We start from the raw sequence: 17,678 nt of genomic DNA on the forward strand, positions 1-17,678 counted from the left end.
GCAGTAGTCGATGGCTGTTGAGATCAAAAGATCGCTGATGGAACGCGAAATCCGCGACCTTGTCGAGACCGCAGTCGCGCATATCGATGATCCAGATCGAGGAGATGCCTTTGCCCTGTCGCCGGCTTGCGATGCGATAGCGACGTTGCAGCGCAATGGGGACCAGTCGGTCTTCGAGGTCTGCAGCGTTCTTTGTAGAAGCGCCGATCCGAGGGAGCGATCTGTGGGAGCCGCGATCCTCGGCCAATTGGGATATTCCCTGGAGCTCCTGCGCGACCAGCGTTTCGGCCTCCTGAAGGAAATGCTCGAACGGGAAATGTCGGGAGGCGCCGATCCAGAAATGCTCGTGGCGATCTGCTTCGCGTTCGGTCATCTGAAGGATCCGCGCGGCGTTTCCGCGGTCGTTCCTCTTGCCCGCCATCCTTTCTCGTCCGTGCGCTTTGCTGTCGCCTATGCTTTTTCGGCGCAAGACGACCCTGTTGCGATCACATGGCTGATCGAACTGTCGAATGACGAGGAACCGCACGTGCGCGACTGGGCTACCTTTGCCCTCGGCCAACAAATCGAGGCGGACAATTCGGAAATAAGAGAGGCGCTGAGTGCCAGGTTGACGGACGTCGACGTCGACACACGGTTGGAAGCGATATCGGGGCTTGCACGCCGCAATGATAAGAACGTGATCGATCACATTCTCGCGGCTCTCGAAGCGGGTGAAGTTGGAGCCGTGATTTATGGAGCCGTGACTGACATTGCGGATCCAATTTTCTGCATGCACCTGATGGGCACGAAACAGTCTGGCCGGGAACTTCCGAAAGTCGTTGCGGAGTCCCGCTACCTTCGATCAGCGTGGCAGGCGGCGGTCTTGGCTTGCGGGTGCGACGCTACCTGATTACTAGACGCTGAACGTGGCTGTGTCTGCGGCGTTCGCTTTCCGTCATAATTCCGCGTTCACCGCCGAGCGAGGAGGATGCGCCAGAATCGGACATTCCAGACGGGCAGACAGGACACTTCTCGTGTCTCTCCCGCTCTGTCCTCGATCGACATGGAGCCCGAGCCAGATCGCCTTCATAGCTAAGCCGAATTTAAAATTCGAATAATGGCGGAGGGAGGAAGGAGAGCGAATTGTCCGCCGATCCCCGCCTCACGGCTTTCACTGAATGTTTCGTCTGGGTCGCAGAGATCGCGTAGATGGCCGGCTAGGCGGTGAATCGCTTCATTCGTTTGACGTAGATGGCTGACAGAATCGTCACCATCATAGTGGGCGCGAGCAAAAATGGTCATTTCCGTGATCGCCGTCGCAAGGAGCGTCAACAGCTCCTGGCGGTTCGCCGCGCGCATCCTATCGATCGTCTGTATCACTGTAATTTCCATCACGTTTCATCCATAGTGTTCGGCATTGGGTTGCGCTTGGCGGTTCCCGCGTCGCGCCATGTGTGGACATTAGTGAGGTACGAGAGGCGCAAAGAACTCGAAGGCCTCGTGAAAGAGTGGATGCCAGTTTCGATCAAGCGGCAAATCGATCGGATGCCAGAAGAATGAGAAAGTATGACCGTGGTCGTCCTCAGCCTGATGTTGCCAAGTGTCGGGTAGGCCAGAAGAGCAAAAATGGAAGAAATGCCATAGCTGACGCTCAGCTCCGATCTGGTGTTGTCCGAGGTACACCAATGGTGACTGAATGGTCAGCCCGCTTTCTTCTCGTAACTCGCGCTCGGCAGCTTCGTCCGGCGTCTCTCCCGTTTCGATCGTTCCCTTCACGAACTGCTTTCCAGCGGAAGGATGCACAAAAGCAAGGACTTCCAGTCTGCACTCAAACGTTCGGATCACGACGAGGCACACTTTTTCCGATTTGTACATCGAGCAACAATGCCTTCCCAATCCAGCAAATGGGGCGTAAGTAGTGTCAGGCGGTGCGGTCCGAGTTTTCGGAGCCCTATTGATTACCGGCATCCTACCGTCATAATCGCTATTCTTAAAGGTGCCGCCGAACAAATTCGCGCCGTGCCGAGGCAATTTTATGCAGGCATTTTTCAGAGCGGAGGAGTGCTGGTATGGTGATACATGGGCGTGAGGAACTTCAGCGCGTTGGCCGCAGGGTCCAGGCGCGCGCGCACGCCTCGCTCATGTCGGATACGAAATGGCGGAAAGTGCTTTCGGAACTCAACAAGCCCGAGTGGCAATTGGAATATTGCATCGTGAAATTTATCGACGTTACCGAAGAAAAACTGGTCTATTTCCCGATAGGCTTATCTCCCCCGCGTCCTTGGGTCGACACCTTTGGCTTCGGCCCGATAACTTTGCGGTCCATCGAATGGATGCTTATTCCTCGTATAGCGAAATATAAGCGGGGCAATCCCGGCGTTCCAGATGGAGAAATCGAGCAAGACGTCGAGGCAATTATGAGTGTGATCGATAAGCTTGGAAAATATCCGGTCCAGCTCACAGATCGAGGCTTATTGATCATGGGACACGTGACAGAGACACATTCTTGTTAAATTTAGAGTTACGCGCTGACGAACGGGGACGTCTCGCCAGGAGCGCGCATTCCGAGGCAAACCGTCGAACGACTCGGATCGACCCGACGCAGAGAGGCGGCGAATGAGTGAGTCCCCGATACACGCGCAGGAATGCCGAAGCGCGTTCAAGCTCTACAGCGAGGACGGGAAAAGAGCTGCCGACGTGCTGGAGTTCCGCAACGGCGAAACATATCTCGACGAGCAGGAATGGGTCGAAGGGACCACATTCAAGAACAGGCATTTCGGTAGGTTGGTTGGTCCGTTCGCCTCGCCAGCAGATGCGGAAAAATTCATAGTGTCTACGCCCTGGTTCCAGGGTAGCCGAGCATAGGCCTCCGCTTCTCATCCCCATCTGAGACTTTACAGGTCAGCGAAGGTACGTGACCGCTTTGGATCAAAGACAGACATATTCTGACTCCCTTCGGGCTTGTCATTCCCCGAACCGAGCTTCATTCAGGAGTGGATGGCGCGCGGCATAGACCACGCGTTTCACCTTCGGCTTCGTTGGTTCATCGTTCATCCCCACATCCCCCGCATCTTTCCCCGCACATCGACCCGCAGCCCACCCCCTGCGAGACGCTCGCCCACGGCCCCGGCGGCTGGCCAACTGACGCATTCGAAAAACCGCAGCATATCCGCCGGAATGAAACGCGTGCGCGCCGCATAGATGTGCCGGTCACCCTGCGCCGGCTGGCCATGGGTGAAAAAGCGCTGCGGCGTCACAAGGCGCAGGCTGTCCTTCGCGCGCGTCATCGCGACATAGAGCAGCCGGCGCTCCTCCTCGATTTCCGCCGCCGTGCCCGTCGCGAGATCGGAGGGGATGCAGCCGTCGACGGCGTTCAGCACGAAAACGGAGCGCCACTCCTGCCCCTTGGCCGAATGGATCGTCGAGAGGATCAGATAATCCTCGTCGCGCAGAGGCGGGCCGGCCTCGTCGCTGGTCGCGTCCGGAGGGTCGAGCGTCAGCTCGGTGAGGAAGCGCTCGCGCGAGGGATAGCAGGCGGCGATCTGCTCGAGCTGGACGAGATCGGCGAGGCGGCTCGGCGCGTCCTCGTGCAGGCGCTCGAGATGCGGCTCATACCAGCGGCGCGCCGCTTCCATCTCCGCCGGCCAACCCTCTCGCGCATGCAGCATTTGCAGCGTCGCGATGAGTCCGCGCCATTCCTCCCCGGCGCGCGGAGGCGTCGGCGCCTCGGCGAGGCAGGTGAGCGGGTCCGGGCGCTCGATGAGGAAGTCGAGAATCTTCTGTGCGGATGAGGGGCCGACGCCGGGCAGGATTTGCAGAATGCGAAAGCCGGCGACGCGATCGCGCGGGTTCTGCGCGAAGCGTAGCAGGGCGAGAACATCCTTCACGTGCGCGCTGTCGAGGAACTTCAGCCCGCCGAATTTCACGAAGGGAATGTTGCGGCGCGCGAGTTCCAGCTCCAACATGGCGCTGTGATGCGAGGCGCGGAACAGCGCCGCCTGTTGCTTCAACGTCATGCCGGACTCGCGTGCCTCCAGCACGCGCTCGGCGATGAAACGCGCCTGATCGCTCTCGTCGCGCACGGTGACGAGCTGCGGCCGCTCTGATGAGCGACGCTCGGTCCAGAGGTTCTTGGCGTAACGCTCGTCGGCGAGCGAGATGACGGCGTTGGCCGCGGCGAGGATCGGCTCGGTCGAGCGATAATTGCGGTCGAGCGTAATGACCTCCGCCGGCGGCGTGAAGCTCTTCGGAAACTCGAGAATGTTGCGCACAGTGGCGGCGCGGAAGGAATAGATGGATTGGGCGTCATCGCCGACGACGGTGAGCCCCTGGCCCTTTGGCTTCAAGGCGAGAAGGATGGAGGCCTGGAGGCGATTGGTGTCCTGATATTCGTCGACGAGAATGTGATCGAAGCGGCCGCCGATTTCCTCGGCGAGCGCTTCCTCCTGCACCATCTGCGCCCAGTAGAGCAGGAGATCATCGTAATCGAGCACGTTCTGCGCCTGCTTCGCCTCGACATAGGCGGCGAACAAGCGTCGCAGCTCCTCATGCCAGCGCGCGCACCAGGGGAAGGCGCCGAGCAGCGCCTGCTCGAGCGGGATTTCGGCGTTCACGGCGCGGGAGTAGATCGCAAGGCATGTGCCCTTGGTGGGGAAGCGGCTCTCGGTCTTGGAGAAGCCGAGCTCGTGGCGAATGAGATTCATCAGATCGGCCGAGTCTTCGCGATCATGAATGGTGAAGGTGGGATCGAGCCCGATGGCGCCGGCATATTCGCGCAGCAGCCTGGCGCCGATCGCGTGAAACGTGCCGGCCCAGGCGAGGACATCGCCGCCGCCTGTGGCGCCCAGCGCCTCGGCGCAGATGCGCTCGACCCGCCGCGCCATCTCGGCGGCGGCGCGGCGGGAGAAGGTCATCAGCAACATGCGATGCGGATCGGCGCCCTGGACGATGAGATGCGCGACCCGATGGGCGAGCGTGTTCGTCTTTCCCGAGCCGGCGCCCGCGATGATCAGCAGCGGGCCGCCGGCGGGAGCTGACGAGCAGTCATGCAGGCCGTGCTCGACGGCGCGGCGTTGTTCGGCGTTGAGCTTTTCGAGATAGGCGACGGCGGTCATGGGCGAATCGGCAGGGTGAGTGGGCCCGCAGACTGAACCATAATTCTTGTTTTGTTCGCAATGACCGTTTCTTCGGGAGAGGTGAAAGCGAAGCCAGCGGCCCAGTTCGAATTTCCGTGAGGTGCCAATAGCTGCCTTTCACTCGCCTCCAGATAGCGGACGTTCAGGTTACCGGTCGAACGCCCGGACCGCCCCTACGTACATCCGCCATGCACGTGAAAGTCGGGCCGCCATCCTTGGGTTGTCTGTTGCCAAGATTCGACTAGGATGAGTTCCAGTAAAGCTTGAGATAGCTAGCAAAGCTAGGGGGTTCAGATGCGGTGGAGAGTCACCCTCGACGATGGCGCGCCCGCATGAGCGGCAACGCACGCTCACCGTATTCAGCCGCGGAGCAAGGTCTTGGCTATACATACCAAGCCCGGTTCGCGCTTTTGAAGATCCTGGAGCTACCAGAAGACAGCTCGCTTCTCCTTGAGAAGGAGGACGACGTCGATTTCGACGACACCTCAGGCCGGAAGAGCCTGATGTCCCTTAAGCACAAGGCCGTCGGCGACACCCTCACAGACCTTGCGACCGACTTTTGGAAATCGGTGCGCATCTGGCTCACGCATTACAAGGCCAATGGCCGGATCGGCTGTGATGCGCGCTTCATGCTGTTCACCACGGCGACGGTCAGCGCGGAGTCCGTCCTCACGAAGTTCACAGACCATGATGCCGATGGCGAAGCACGGGCCCAGGCTGTCCAAAAGCCGCTAGCGAAATCCAAGAGCGTATTGATCGCCGCCGTACGCGACGAACTGGCGACGCTGACGACGGCCGAGCTGGACGACTTTTACTCTCGGATCACAATCGCCGACGCGGAGCTTCGAATTACCGAAATTCCCGGCGTCATCATTAATCAGCACCTGCGAACCATCCGCAGGGAGTCGCGACCACTTCTATTCGAACGGCTTGAAGGTTGGTGGATGGACCAAGCGATCCAGCTTCTGGCCGGCGAGCGCAAAGCACCGATCACCGGGATTGAGGTGTCCGACAAGCTCTCCTCGATGGCGGAGGAATATCGTAACGACAACCTGCCCATCACTTTCCGGCAACGGCAGCCCGACCAGATCGACATCGCCAACGATCCGCGTCTGTTCATCGAACAGCTTCGCGCTTTGGACCTGTCCACGACCCGCTTGCGGAATGCGATCATCGACTACTACCGGGCGTTTGAGCAGCGTTCCAGTTGGGCCCGAGAAAACCTGCTCGTCTCCAACGAAATCGAAGAATACGAAGACCGGCTCATCGACGAATGGACCCGCTACAAGGAAGTCATCTTCGAGACCATCACCGATAAGAGCGATGATGCCGCGTGTCTGTCCGCGGGACGTGAACTCTACCGCTGGGCCGAGTTGGAAACGACTTCCCTTCGCATTCGCGAGCGCGTGACAGAGCCCTATGTCGTCCGCGGCGCCTTCCACATCTTGGCCAATGCGAGACCCCAGCCGCACATTCACTGGCACCCACGCTTTCTAGCGGAACTGGCCCGAATTCTGGGGAAAGCGGCATGAGGGTTTGGGACCGGCGGCCAATCGAAATCCGAAACCTCTTCAACCCAGCCTTCTGTGGCCTGGTGCTATTCAGGGCCATGGTGGCCTTCGAGGAAGAGGACGAGCGCGGTCTTCCGTTCTCGCTCGTGCCGCTCATTTTGCCAATTTGCCTGCACAAGCAGTCACGAGAAATCCTTGCCCCGAGTACGCGCAGCTATTTCCTCAAGCTCGTCGCCAATCATCCGCAATTGCTCGTGGGGTTCGGCGGTCGCGCCCAGGACATGCTGCCTTTCACGTTCGAGGCGCTGGGACTGCTGCACCACCTTGGAGCGATCCCAAGTGCGGTCCGACGGGCGCTTGAAAGGCAACCCGCAAGGGGTGCGCAAGTCGATAACGGGCTCGGAGGAGACTCAATCGATCCAGAAGGTCGCTAAGTATCTGGGGAAGGAGTTTGCTCGCATCGGTGATCGGGTGACGATCTACGCAACGATGGGCGTTCGGCCATGAAGATCAAATCCATCCACATCTACAGCCACGATGGCCGCCGCCGCGACGTGATGTTTCACCTAAATGGCCTGAACGTCATCACGGGCCGGTCTTCGACGGGTAAGTCTGCGCTGTCCGACATCCTCGAATATTTGATGGGCCGCTCCACATTCAACATCCCCGAGGGGGTGATCCGCGATCGCGTGGCGTGGTTTGCAGTGATCTACCAGTTCGACGGCGAGCAGGTCCTGGTCGCCAAACCCACGCCCGACAGTGGCCGCGCGAGTTGCAGCCTCGCCATGTTAAGGCGCGGCGCCCAGTTGAACGTGCCGGTCTTTGCCGAGCTAACCGTCAACGACGATGACGATGGGGTGGAGACGCTGCTGTCACGCCTCCTGGGCATCCCAGAGAACGTCACGGATGTGCCACTGAGTAGCACCCGAGAAAGCTACCAAGCCAACATCAAGCACACGCACTACTACCTGTTTCAAAAGCAGGGCATCGTCGCCAACAAGGACCAGCTATTCTATCGACAGAACGAGCAGTTCCAACCGCAAGCGATCAAGGATACGCTGCCAATTTTACTCGGTATCTCCTCCCGCGACAAGTATGAGCTGGAATCGCGTCTTCGCGGCGTACAACGCGACATTCGTCTCAACGGAAAACTGCTGGAACAGGCCCGCAACGCGATTGCGACCTCTGATGAGAAGGCGCTCGGCCTTCTGTCCGAGGCCAGGGCCGTCGGCATTGCTCTTTTGGATGTCGGTGAGACCCGTTCTTGGGTGGATCTCCTTCGGAGCGTTCTGGCCTGGAAGCCCGCGCCTGTGCCGGAGGATGATGGCCTGCGCGTTTCGGCCATCGAAAACGACCTGGTGTTGCTGCGCGAACGTCGCCGGGAAATTCAGCAGCGCATCGACGCGGCGATCCAGTACGCAAAGCGCTCGGAGGGTTTCGAGACCGAGGCCGAGGAGCAGAAAGATCGGCTGACCTCGATCAAGCTCCTGCCCAAAAACCCCGCGACCGGAGCGTGGCAGTGGCCATTCGCCGAAGCCAATCTGGGCATGGAGACCCCATTGGCCGCCGCCCTGCTCGCCGAGCTTGAATCACTCGAACGCGAAATGGCGGCTGTGGTCGGCGAACGCCCGGCCCTGGATGAATACCTCGCCGGCCAGCGCCAGGACATCCAGGATATCGGTGACCAGATCCGCAACAAGGAGGTGGAGCTATCGGGCGCTATCGCCAGCAGCGAGATCATCGCTCAGATGGGCAACCGCAACAATGCGGCCTCCCGCGTGGTAGGTCGAGTCAGCCTGTTCCTAGAAGGCCTTGTGCCCGATGAAGAACTTGCCCGGCTTGAGCGCGAGGACCGGCGTCTTAAGGCCAAGGCCGAAGACCTAGAGCGCAAGATCGGCACTGATGACTCCAGAGAACGGCTGGTGTCCACGCTTAACAGCATCGCCATGCACATGTCGGGCTACATTTCCGCGCTGGGCGGCGAATTTGGCCAATTTCCCGCGCGTCTGGATTTGCACAACCTAACCGTGGCGATCGATCGTCCAGGCCGGCCGATCTACATGCCCCGGACCGGGGGCGGCGAAAACCATCTCGCCTACCACCTAGCGGCCCTGCTGGCCCTGCATCGCTATGCGGCCAACAACAACCAGCCGATCCCCCGGTTCCTGCTCATTGACCAGCCGACCCAGGTCTACTTCCCGTCGGAGACGGTCTACAAGGCCGCCGACGGTTCTGTCGAGACGACCGAAACTGACGCCGATCTCGAAGCCGTTCGTCGCCTGTTCGAACTCCTGCGTCGCTTCACGGAGGTAGACGCGCCAGGATTCCAGATCATCGTCACCGAACATGCCAACCTGCGGGACGGCTGGTTCCAGGCCGCGCTGGTCGAGCGGCCATGGACGAAACCGCCGGCGCTGGTGCCTGGCGATTGGCCCAACGAGAACGGCGAAGTGGCCTGACGCTTGCGCTAAGGTCCGCCTCTACGGAGGTGACGGCGTGCTGATGGCCTTAAAGGCCGATCCTGGAAGGCCGTACGCGTCCGACCAAGTCTGCCTTGACCTTTTCAACCGCAACGCCTTCTCAACCCGCCAGTACGCTGTTTCCGGCGCTCCGGCGGCAGACCTGACCAAAGACGGGGTAAACGCGCCATGGAATTGCCCCACGACCTTGAGCGGCTGATCCAGGATGCGCTCGCCGAGCTCGGGATCAAAGCCGACTCCGCCAAGATCGCACACAAGGTCAAGCTGCTGAACTTGGGCCTGCCCGCCGAGGACCAGTTCCAGGTGATCTGCGCGTGGCTGGGAAAATGCGACCTGATCCACAAGCTCGATCAGGTACAGGCTCCGCTCGCCTCGCGCCAGACCTACCAGGTGCCCGATCTGTTGGCGCACTTCCAAGAGCAGGGCGCCTTCCTGATCGAGGTCAAGGTATTCGGCAAGCAAACCCTGTCGCTCCGTGCCGACTATCTGGCTAGGCTGAAGGCCTATGCCACGTTGGTCAGTAAGCCTCTGCTGATCGCCTGGACGTTCCATGGCCTTTGGACGCTGTTCGACGCGCGCCATCTCAAGCTGGCCAAGACCAACTTCAACATTAAACACAGCGAGGCCATGCGCCAGAGCCTTCTCGGCGTGCTGGCGGGTGACTGCGTATTCAAACTCGCGCCTGGTGCCGGCGTCCATTTCGAGATGAGCAAGGATGCGCTCGAACAGGTCGAGGAGACGGACACTCGAAAGGTCGAGACTTGGCGCATGCACATCGCAAAGGTCGGCTTCACGAAGGGGGGCGGTTTGCCCGCCGCTAACCTTCACCCCGAAACCCGACAGTTGTTGGTGGCTTGGGACCTGGAGGTGCATGACGATCACCATCCCGACCACATTGACCGACATTTCGTAGTCGGCGACGAGGGCATGCAGTTCGCACATATGGCATTGGTCCAGCTGCTGGCTTGGGAGCGTGGGGCAGACAGGGCGCAGGACTGGCGGCAAATCCTCCGCGCGCCGGAGATCACCAAGACCATCGTCAGCTTTAGCGCCGCCTTAGACCGCGCCTTGGCCGAAGGGGTAGTCTCACACATTTTCCACTTACAGCCGAACGACTGGGGCGATCTCCGGCGGCCGGCCAAGCAAAGATGAAAGGAGAATACGGCGCCCATTACGCGCCGCCGGGAGATCGAATGACAACGCCTCAGCCGCCCACGCGCAGCCTGGGCCTGGGCGAACATCGCTACGGCCAGCACCAGGAAGCAGACGTTCACAAGGTCTGAGAAGGGTCAAAAGTAGGCGCCACCTCTTCACCAGATATCGTCGAGCAGCCGGAGCGGAAAGCGCCGATCGGCTCATAGCCGCCGTTTTTGCTCTCGGATAATGGCTTGGTCCAACGCTCGAAGGAACTGCGACCGGTTAGCTGAAGAAAATGGCGGAGGGCCGCCGGTGATTTCGCCCGTCGAGCGGATATGCTCCATGAGCGAGCGTTGCGCGAGAGCCAGACCGATCGAGTCCTGTGTAAAGGCGCGACCATAGGGTGCGATAGCATGCGCGTCCTTTGCCAATACTCGTCCGGCCAAAGGAATATCGCTGGTGACGACCACATCTCCAGCAACGACCTGCTCTACGATCCAATCGTCGGCCACGTCGGCTCCGGCATCCACGATTATCCTGGCGATCAGCGGCGACCGCGGGATTTGTATAAAACTGTTAGATACGACGAAAGTCTGCAAGCCATAGCGAGAGGCAACTTTGTAAGTTTCATCTTTCACGGGGCACGCGTCGCCGTCGATGTAGATCTTGATCGTCATGGCGCATCCTAACCTATCGGGCGTCGGTCGTCGCCCGCTCGCAAGACTGGTCCCGGTTACTCTTTCCCGTTCACGAACGGCGAGCTCGCGCCGCACGTTCACGTTCCTGAATCGTGGCCTTACGCGCAGAGAAATATCCGCAAGCCCGTCCTCTTGACTCCCGACCTCGAAGAGAAGAACATTTAGAGAACATGACGTTGAGCCCACACCCAGAGGTCGAGAAGGCGATTGCGGCACCAGCCCGCCATAGAGTCGTTGCGCGCGCAGATCGAGAAGATCGAAGGCCAAACGCGGCGCGTCAAATCGGTCCTTCCGTTCGGAATCGCCGACATCGACGCGCGCCTTCCGGGCGGTGGTCTCCCCCTGGGCGCGCTCCATGAGATCGCTGGCGGCGGCAATGGCGCAGTGGACGGCGCGGCCGCGGCGCTGTTCGCCGCCGGGATCGCGACGCGTACAAAAGGCAAGGTTCTCTGGGTCATCACGCGATCCGACCTCTTCGCCCCGGCGCTGGCGCAGGCGGGCTTGGCGCCCGATCGCGTGATCTATGTCGAGGCCGGCAATGACAAGACCGTGCTGGCATGTGTCGAGGAAGGCTTGCGGCACGGCGGTCTCGGCGCGGTCGTCGGAGAAGTCGCGCGTCTCGACATGACAGCGTCCCGGCGTCTCCAGCTCTGCGCCGAGGGAAGCGGCTCGATCGGACTCGCGTTGCGGCGCTGGCGCCGGCAATCCGAAGCCGTAGACTTCGGTCAGCCGACTGCCGCGGCGACCAGATGGCGCGTCTCGGTCATGCCCTCGGCGGCGCTGCCGGTTCCCGGCGTCGGCCGCCACCGCTGGCTCCTGGAGCTGATCCGCGTCCGCGCCGGTGAAAGCGCGGATTTCGAAGTGGAGGCGTGTGATGGTTCGGGTCGTCTCGCTGTTCCTGCCGAGCTGGCCCGCGGACCGGCTTCGACGGCAGGCTGGCGACGCGGCGCCGCCGGCTGAGACGCCGCTCGTCCTGATCGGTCACGACGGGAGGAGGCAGGTGGTGCGGGCTGCGGACGCGGCGGCCATGGCTGCGGGCGCGCGCGTCGGAATGCCAGCCGCCAAGGCGCGGATTCTCGTGCAGGGTCTCGTCGTTCGAGATCACGACCCCGCGGCCGACGCCCAGGGCCTCGACCGTCTCGCACTGTGGGCGCTCCGACGCTACGCGCCGATCGTCGCCGCCGATCCCCCGGATGGCTTGGTGATCGACTCTACCGGAGCCGATCATCTCCACGGCGGCGAAGAACCCATGCTCGCCGGCCTGATCGACAGGCTTGCATCGTCCGGCGTGCGTGCGCGTGCGGCGATCGCCGACAGCTGGGGCGCGGCGCACGCCTTGGCTCGCTACGCCGCGCGGCCTGTGCTGATCGCGCCGCTCGGTCATAGCGGATCCGTGCTGACGGGCCTTCCGCTCGCCGCGCTTCGCCTGCCTGCCGACATGGTTGCGGCGCTCCATGTTCTCGGCTTCGAGCGGATCGGCGATCTCCTCGCGCAACCACGCGCGCCGCTCACTCTGCGCTTCGGGCCGCAGCTCGGGCGCCGCATCGATCAGGCCCTCGGAATTCTCAGCGAACCGATCGTGCCGATCCGACCGGACGAGCTGATCGAGGTGAGGCGCAACTTCGCGGAGCCCATCGGCGCGGCCGAGACCATAGCTCGTCATATCGGCGAGCTGGTCGCCCAGCTCTGCGCCGGGCTGGAGGCCGAAGGGCTGGGAGCCAAGCGCCTCGACCTCATTTGTCACCGGGTGGACGATCGCCTGCAGGCGGTGCGTGTCGGGGTCGCCATGCCGGTGCGCGACGTGAAGCGCCTCACGCGGCTCCTGATCGACAAGATCGAGACGATCGAGCCCGGTTTCGGCATCGAAACCCTCAGCCTCGCCGCGACACTGGCCGAGCCGCTCGCGGAAAGGCAGATCCTGACCACGATGGTCGATGACGGAACGCCGGACGTCTCCGATCTCGTCGACACCCTCGTCAACCGCGTCGGTGAGCGTAGCCTCTACCGAGCTGCGCCGGTCGCCACCGAGACGCCCGAGCGCTCGGTGCTCCGAATTCCGGCCATGGCGCCCGACACCGGCGAGACATGGCAGGGGCGCTGGCCGCGGCCGTCGCGGCTGTTGGCGTCGCCCGAACCGATCGAGACGCTGGCCGCCCTGCCGGATCATCCGCCGGTCGCCTTCACCTGGCGTGGCGTGAGGCGGCGCGTCCGCCGGGCCGACGGACCCGAGCGCATCCGCGGCGAGTGGTGGCGGCGCGACGCAGAGCTGACCGCCGTGCGTGACTATTTCCGCGTCGAGGACGACGCCGGCGAACGCTACTGGATCTTCCGCTCCGGGGACGGCGAGGATCCCAACAGCGGCTCGCAGCGCTGGTTCCTGCACGGAGTGTTCGGATGAGCGGCCCATTCCGCTACGCCGAGCTGCAGGTCACATCGCATTTTTCGTTTCTGCGCGGCGCGTCATCCTGCGACGAGATTTTCGCCCAGGCGGCGCTGCAGGGCGTCGAAGCGGTCGCCGTGGTCGACCGCAACTCGCTGGCCGGCGTCGTGCGCGCATTCGAGGCCGCCAAGACGACCGGCGTGCGCCTCATCGTCGGCTGTCGCCTCGATCTCATCGATGGCATGTCGGTGCTGGTCTATCCGACCGACCGCGCCGCCTATGGCCGCCTTTGCCGGCTGCTGTCGCTCGGCAAGAGGCGCGGCGGCAAGGCGAAATGCCTCCTGGAATGGGCCGATCTCGTCGCCTTCAGCGAGGGCCTGATCGGCATCCTCGTTCCTGACGAGGCCGATGAGACCTGCGGCCTGCGATTGCGCCGGCTGCGCGACGCCTTCGGCGACCGCGCCTATCTCGCATTGACGCTTCGCCGGCGCCCGAACGACCAGCTTCGCATCCACGAGCTGTCGACCATGGCCGCGCGGATGCGCGTGCCGAGCGTCGTCACCAATGACGTGCTCTATCACGCGCCCGACCGGCGAATGCTGCAGGATGTCGTGACCTGCATTCGCCACGGCGTCACCATCGACGAGCTCGGCGATCGACGCGAGCACGGCGACCGCTACATGAAGCCGCCCGAGGAAATGCGCCGGCTGTTCCCGCGCAATCCCGAGGCGGTCGCGCGCACGATCGAGATCGCGGCGCGTTGCCGCTTCGACCTCGGGGAGCTTTCCTACCAATATCCGGAAGAGCGCGACGATCCGACGCTCACTCCGCAGGAGACGCTGGAAAAGCTCGTCTGGGAAGGCGCAGAAACGCGCTATCCCGAAGGCGTGCCGGAGAGCGTCCGGGCGTCCCTGCGGCACGAGCTGGGCCTGATCGAGAAGCTTCGATACGCGCCGTATTTTCTCACGGTGAACAGCATCGTCCGCTTCGCCCGCTCCCGGGATATCCTCTGCCAGGGTCGTGGGTCGGCCGCCAATTCCGCCGTCTGCTACGTGCTCGGCGTCACCTCGATCGATCCCGGCCGCAACGACCTTCTGTTCGAGAGGTTCGTCAGCGAGGAGCGCCGCGAGCCGCCGGACATCGATGTCGATTTCGAGCACGAACGGCGCGAGATCGTCATGCAGTGGGTATTCGACACCTATGGCCGCGACCGCGCGGCGCTTTGCTCGACGGTGATCCGCTATCGAGCCAAGGGCGCGATGCGCGACGTCGGCAAGGCGCTCGGCCTCACTCAGGATATCGTCGAGACGCTGTCGAGCCGGGTCTGGGAACAATCGGAGGGCGCCGAGGACGAACACGGCGGAGCGCTCGGCGACCGGCGCTTGCGCTTGGCGCTCGACCTCGCGCGTCAGCTCATGGGGACGCCCCGGCATCTGTCGCAGCATCCCGGCGGATTCGTGCTCACCCAGGACAGGCTCGACGAGCTTGTCCCGATCGAGCCGGCCGCGATGGACGCCCGGCAGGTGATCGAATGGGACAAGGACGACATCGACGCCATGAAGTTCATGAAGGTCGACGTGCTGGCTCTGGGGATGCTGAGCTGCATGAAGCGCGGCCTCGACATGCTCGCCGATCACAAGGGAATCCATCTCGATCTCGCCGCCATCCCGGCGGAGGATCCGCGCACCTACGCGATGATCCGGCGCGCCGACACGCTCGGAACCTTTCAGATCGAGTCCCGCGCGCAGATGTCGATGTTGCCGCGGCTGAAGCCGCGGACCTTCTACGATCTCGTCGTGCAGGTCGCGATCGTCAGGCCGGGACCGATCCAGGGCGACATGGTCCACCCCTATCTGCGCCGCCGGGAAGGGCTGGAGCCCGTCGTCTTCCCGAAGCCGGAGCTCGAAAAAGTGCTCGGCAAGACCTTGGGCGTTCCGCTCTTTCAGGAACAGGCCATGCGCGTGGCGATCGAATGCGCCGGCTTCACGCCCGGCGAAGCCGATATGCTGCGCAAATCCATGGCCACGTTCAAATTCACCGGCGGAGTCTCCGGATTCAAGCAGAAGCTGATCGAAGGGATGGTCGACCGCGGCTATGAGCGCGACTTCGCCGAGCAGACTTTCCGCCAGCTCGAAGGCTTCGGCTCTTACGGCTTTCCGGAATCGCACGCGGCCTCTTTCGCGCTCATCGCCTATGCCAGCGCCTGGCTGAAATGCTGGCATCCCGATGTGTTCTGCGCGGCGCTGCTGAACGCTCAGCCCATGGGCTTCTATGCGCCGGCCCAGATCGTCAGGGACGCGGTCGCGCATCGAGTCGATGTGCGGCCAGTCTGCGTCAACGCCTCGCGCTGGGATTGCGCGCTGGAGCCGACCGAGGACGACAGCCGCTTCGCTGTGCGCCTCGGCCTGCGCATGGTCAAAGGTCTCGCCAACGCCCATGGCGGCGCCATCGTCGCCGCACGCGCCGACCGGCCCTTCGCCTCGGTCGACGATCTCTGGCGCCGCGCCGGCGTCCCATCCGCGGTTCTGGTCCATCTCGCCGAAGCCGACGCCTTCCGTCCGGCCCTGGGGCTCGCCCGCCGCGAAGCGTTATGGGCGATCAAGGCGCTGCGGGACGAGCCGCTTCCTCTCTTCGCCGCCGCCTCCGCGCGGGAGGCCGAATTCGTCCCCGAGGTGAGCGAGCCGGCGGTGACATTGCGGCCGATGACAGCGGGCGGCGAGGTCGTCGAGGACTACGGCCATGTCGGGCTGACGTTGAGGGCGCACCCGCTCAGCTTCCTACGCGAGGATCTCCGGCGCCGGCGCATCGTCACTTGCGCCGAGTCGATGGTGGCGCGCGACGGCCTCTGGCTGGAAGCCGCCGGCATCGTCCTCGTCCGCCAGCGTCCGGGCAGCGCCAAGGGGGTCATGTTCGTCACCTTGGAGGACGAGACCGGCATCGCCAACCTCGTGATCTGGGCGAAGGTGCTCGAGGCGAACCGGCGCGCAATCCTGTCGGCCGGCATGATGGCGGCGCACGGACGCGTCCAGCGCGAGGGCGACGTTGTTCATCTGGTCGCGCAGCGCATCACGGACTTATCGGCCGACCTCGCCAGTGTGGGCAGCAGGGAAGCGGCGTTTCCTCTCCCACATGGACGCGGCGACCAGCTTCGCCGCGGCGTTTCCGGTCGTCCCGATTTGCCCAGAGGCTCGATAAGAGTGAGAAGCCGGGATTTCCACTGATCACGCAAGCGGGCTCAAAAAAATTCGTCACCCGCGCCGCGCGCAGCCATCGCCGCGCCGGCGGCCCTTCCAAATTCAACTTTTGCGCAATTCGACGCGCATCAGCGCGCTTTGCGCGCGTACTTCGCCGGCTCGGCTCTGCCCGCCCCGGAGGGGCGTCCGGCACCAACGGTGCAATGGTCCATAATGGTTGTTTTTGCCGTCCCGTTGCTGTCCCGGGTCTGTCTCGGAGGTGTCGCGGAAGCGTCCCGCTCGGCGGGGGCGTAAGCAAGAAGCGGGCCGCTATGGCGGCCGGAGCGCGGGACGCGCGGCTTCTCATTCGCGCAGATGCGACTCACGGTGACCCGTCAAGAGCGAATTTGCAACCCGCGGGGGTCAGAGCGCGATGCAGAAGAAGACGGAACGGGTTCTCGGGCTGATCGCCCGGCCGGCGAACCGATCTGCGCTGTTTTGGTGGATGCTCGAAAACCACGATCGGATCGCCGAGGCGTCGCGCGGAACGCGGATGGACTGGCGGGGGTTGTGCGCGGAATTCGCGGCGATGGGAATGGGCGACACGACGGGCAAGCCCATGTCGGAGGCCAACGCGCGAAAGACCTGGTTCCGGGCGCGGCGCGAAAAGCAGCGGCGCGACGAAGCGGCGCGAGCGAGCGAGGCGGCGCGGGCGGCCGCCGCCGAGGTGCGAAAGAGCTACCCGTCACGGCAGCCGGCGGACTTGCGGCCGCTGGCGGCGACGAATGGCGCGGGGAGCTCGGTCGCGAGCGGCCCGGGGGGCCGGCGCGTGCTCGCTCTGCCGAAAGCCGGCGCGCCCGGCGTTCGCGAGGGACTGGTGCGACATCCGATCGAGCCCCAGCGGGCGGTGCAGCAGCGCGTCGCGGCCGAGGCGGACATTCGCACACGCATGAGCGAGACCGGGGAGGACGGGCGTCTGACGCCGCGCGCGATCGAACTGACAATGGCGTGGAGCGGGATGCAGGCGCGCCGAGCGGACAAGTGGACGGGCATAGCGCAGGGACTGCTCGTCCTCGAGGACGAGGTGCTTCTGGTCGAGTTCGAAACGGCGAGGCGGCCATGACGAAGGGACACAAAAATCCGAATTCATATTCGCACAGGCTGGGGCGACGTTTGCGGCGTCGG

At 63.1% G+C, this 17,678-nt stretch carries 15 protein-coding genes; 11 read left to right on the forward strand and 4 right to left on the reverse strand.

What is annotated here, in order from left to right; translation table 11 throughout:
- Positions 1-10 precede the first annotated feature (10 nt).
- A complete protein-coding gene (locus tag CQW49_RS22470) occupies positions 11-889 on the forward strand; it encodes a HEAT repeat domain-containing protein (RefSeq protein WP_099831956.1) in 879 nt (292 codons plus the stop codon).
- 182 nt (positions 890-1,071) lie between these two features.
- On the opposite strand, the gene CQW49_RS22475 is transcribed toward CQW49_RS22470, so the two are convergent.
- Both CQW49_RS22475 and CQW49_RS22480 read right to left on the reverse strand, forming a co-directional pair.
- The gene (locus CQW49_RS22475) at positions 1,072-1,371 is read right to left on the reverse strand and encodes a hypothetical protein (protein ID WP_099831957.1); all 300 of its coding nucleotides are present in this window, start codon (positions 1,369-1,371) and stop codon (positions 1,072-1,074) included.
- A 69-nt stretch (positions 1,372-1,440) separates the two neighbouring features.
- Complete coding sequence (locus CQW49_RS22480) at positions 1,441-1,854, reverse strand: NUDIX domain-containing protein (RefSeq protein WP_099831958.1); 414 nt, start codon at positions 1,852-1,854, stop codon at positions 1,441-1,443.
- A gap of 194 nt (positions 1,855-2,048) precedes the next feature.
- Here CQW49_RS22480 and CQW49_RS22485 point away from each other — a divergent pair, with 194 nt between their 5' ends.
- Positions 2,049-2,492, forward strand: a complete 444-nt coding sequence (locus tag CQW49_RS22485) for a DUF6678 family protein (protein WP_099831959.1) — start codon at positions 2,049-2,051, stop codon at positions 2,490-2,492.
- 537 nt (positions 2,493-3,029) lie between these two features.
- Here CQW49_RS22485 and CQW49_RS22495 read toward each other — a convergent pair.
- A complete protein-coding gene (locus CQW49_RS22495; RefSeq protein ID WP_099831961.1) occupies positions 3,030-5,093 on the reverse strand; it encodes an ATP-dependent helicase in 2,064 nt (687 codons plus the stop codon).
- A gap of 353 nt (positions 5,094-5,446) precedes the next feature.
- Here CQW49_RS22495 and CQW49_RS22500 point away from each other — a divergent pair, with 353 nt between their 5' ends.
- From CQW49_RS22500 to CQW49_RS22515, 5 genes are all read left to right on the forward strand, one after another.
- A complete protein-coding gene (locus tag CQW49_RS22500; RefSeq protein WP_099831962.1) occupies positions 5,447-6,646 on the forward strand; it encodes an ABC-three component system protein in 1,200 nt (399 codons plus the stop codon).
- Positions 6,643-7,059: a three component ABC system middle component gene (locus CQW49_RS22505; protein ID WP_274541243.1), complete on the forward strand. Its 417-nt coding sequence runs from the start codon at positions 6,643-6,645 to the stop codon at positions 7,057-7,059. The genes CQW49_RS22500 and CQW49_RS22505 overlap by 4 nt, the downstream gene beginning before the upstream one ends.
- Positions 7,004-7,132, forward strand: a complete 129-nt coding sequence (locus tag CQW49_RS26145) for a three component ABC system middle component (protein WP_274541244.1) — start codon at positions 7,004-7,006, stop codon at positions 7,130-7,132. The genes CQW49_RS22505 and CQW49_RS26145 overlap by 56 nt, the downstream gene beginning before the upstream one ends.
- Positions 7,129-9,084: a DUF3732 domain-containing protein gene (locus tag CQW49_RS22510; protein WP_099831963.1), complete on the forward strand. Its 1,956-nt coding sequence runs from the start codon at positions 7,129-7,131 to the stop codon at positions 9,082-9,084. The genes CQW49_RS26145 and CQW49_RS22510 overlap by 4 nt, the downstream gene beginning before the upstream one ends.
- 189 nt (positions 9,085-9,273) lie before the next feature.
- Positions 9,274-10,257, forward strand: coding sequence for a restriction endonuclease (locus tag CQW49_RS22515; RefSeq protein ID WP_099831964.1), 984 nt, complete (start codon positions 9,274-9,276; stop codon positions 10,255-10,257).
- Between the two features lie 203 nt (positions 10,258-10,460).
- Here the strand turns inward: CQW49_RS22515 and CQW49_RS22520 are convergent, their stop codons facing one another.
- Positions 10,461-10,919, reverse strand: coding sequence for a YaiI/YqxD family protein (locus CQW49_RS22520; protein ID WP_099831965.1), 459 nt, complete (start codon positions 10,917-10,919; stop codon positions 10,461-10,463).
- Positions 10,920-11,147: 228 nt separating this feature from the next.
- Between CQW49_RS22520 and CQW49_RS22525 the strand changes: the two genes are divergently transcribed.
- From CQW49_RS22525 to CQW49_RS22540, 4 genes are all read left to right on the forward strand, one after another.
- Entirely contained in the window at positions 11,148-11,900 is a 753-nt protein-coding gene (locus CQW49_RS22525) for an ImuA family protein (protein WP_099831966.1), read from the forward strand.
- On the forward strand, positions 11,815-13,338 hold the full coding sequence (locus tag CQW49_RS22530; RefSeq protein ID WP_099831967.1) for a Y-family DNA polymerase: 1,524 nt from the start codon (positions 11,815-11,817) through the stop codon (positions 13,336-13,338). Before CQW49_RS22525 ends, CQW49_RS22530 begins: the two co-directional genes overlap by 86 nt.
- The gene (locus CQW49_RS22535) at positions 13,335-16,541 is read left to right on the forward strand and encodes an error-prone DNA polymerase (protein WP_099831968.1); all 3,207 of its coding nucleotides are present in this window, start codon (positions 13,335-13,337) and stop codon (positions 16,539-16,541) included. Before CQW49_RS22530 ends, CQW49_RS22535 begins: the two co-directional genes overlap by 4 nt.
- A 385-nt stretch (positions 16,542-16,926) precedes the next feature.
- Positions 16,927-17,616 carry a hypothetical protein gene (locus tag CQW49_RS22540; protein WP_099831969.1) on the forward strand — a complete coding sequence of 230 codons (690 nt, stop codon included), beginning with the start codon at positions 16,927-16,929 and terminating at the stop codon, positions 17,614-17,616.
- Positions 17,617-17,678 lie beyond the last annotated feature (62 nt).

This window comes from Methylosinus trichosporium OB3b, assembly GCF_002752655.1.
In the GTDB taxonomy this organism is placed as follows: Bacteria; Pseudomonadota; Alphaproteobacteria; order Rhizobiales; family Beijerinckiaceae; genus Methylosinus; species Methylosinus trichosporium.

Coding starts and splice junctions, on each gene's coding strand:
- CQW49_RS22515 (WP_099831964.1), top strand. CDS start 9,274: ATGGAATTGCCCCACGACCTTGAGCGGCTGATCCAGGATGCGCTCGCC.
- CQW49_RS22510 (WP_099831963.1), top strand. CDS start 7,129: ATGAAGATCAAATCCATCCACATCTACAGCCACGATGGCCGCCGCCGC.
- CQW49_RS22485 (WP_099831959.1), top strand. CDS start 2,049: ATGGTGATACATGGGCGTGAGGAACTTCAGCGCGTTGGCCGCAGGGTC.
- CQW49_RS22530 (WP_099831967.1), top strand. CDS start 11,815: ATGGTTCGGGTCGTCTCGCTGTTCCTGCCGAGCTGGCCCGCGGACCGG.
- CQW49_RS22540 (WP_099831969.1), top strand. CDS start 16,927: ATGCAGAAGAAGACGGAACGGGTTCTCGGGCTGATCGCCCGGCCGGCG.
- CQW49_RS22535 (WP_099831968.1), top strand. CDS start 13,335: ATGAGCGGCCCATTCCGCTACGCCGAGCTGCAGGTCACATCGCATTTT.
- CQW49_RS22470 (WP_099831956.1), top strand. CDS start 11: ATGGCTGTTGAGATCAAAAGATCGCTGATGGAACGCGAAATCCGCGAC.
- CQW49_RS22500 (WP_099831962.1), top strand. CDS start 5,447: ATGAGCGGCAACGCACGCTCACCGTATTCAGCCGCGGAGCAAGGTCTT.
- CQW49_RS22520 (WP_099831965.1), bottom strand. CDS start 10,919: ATGACGATCAAGATCTACATCGACGGCGACGCGTGCCCCGTGAAAGAT.
- CQW49_RS22475 (WP_099831957.1), bottom strand. CDS start 1,371: ATGGAAATTACAGTGATACAGACGATCGATAGGATGCGCGCGGCGAAC.
- CQW49_RS22495 (WP_099831961.1), bottom strand. CDS start 5,093: ATGACCGCCGTCGCCTATCTCGAAAAGCTCAACGCCGAACAACGCCGC.
- CQW49_RS22505 (WP_274541243.1), top strand. CDS start 6,643: ATGAGGGTTTGGGACCGGCGGCCAATCGAAATCCGAAACCTCTTCAAC.
- CQW49_RS22480 (WP_099831958.1), bottom strand. CDS start 1,854: ATGTACAAATCGGAAAAAGTGTGCCTCGTCGTGATCCGAACGTTTGAG.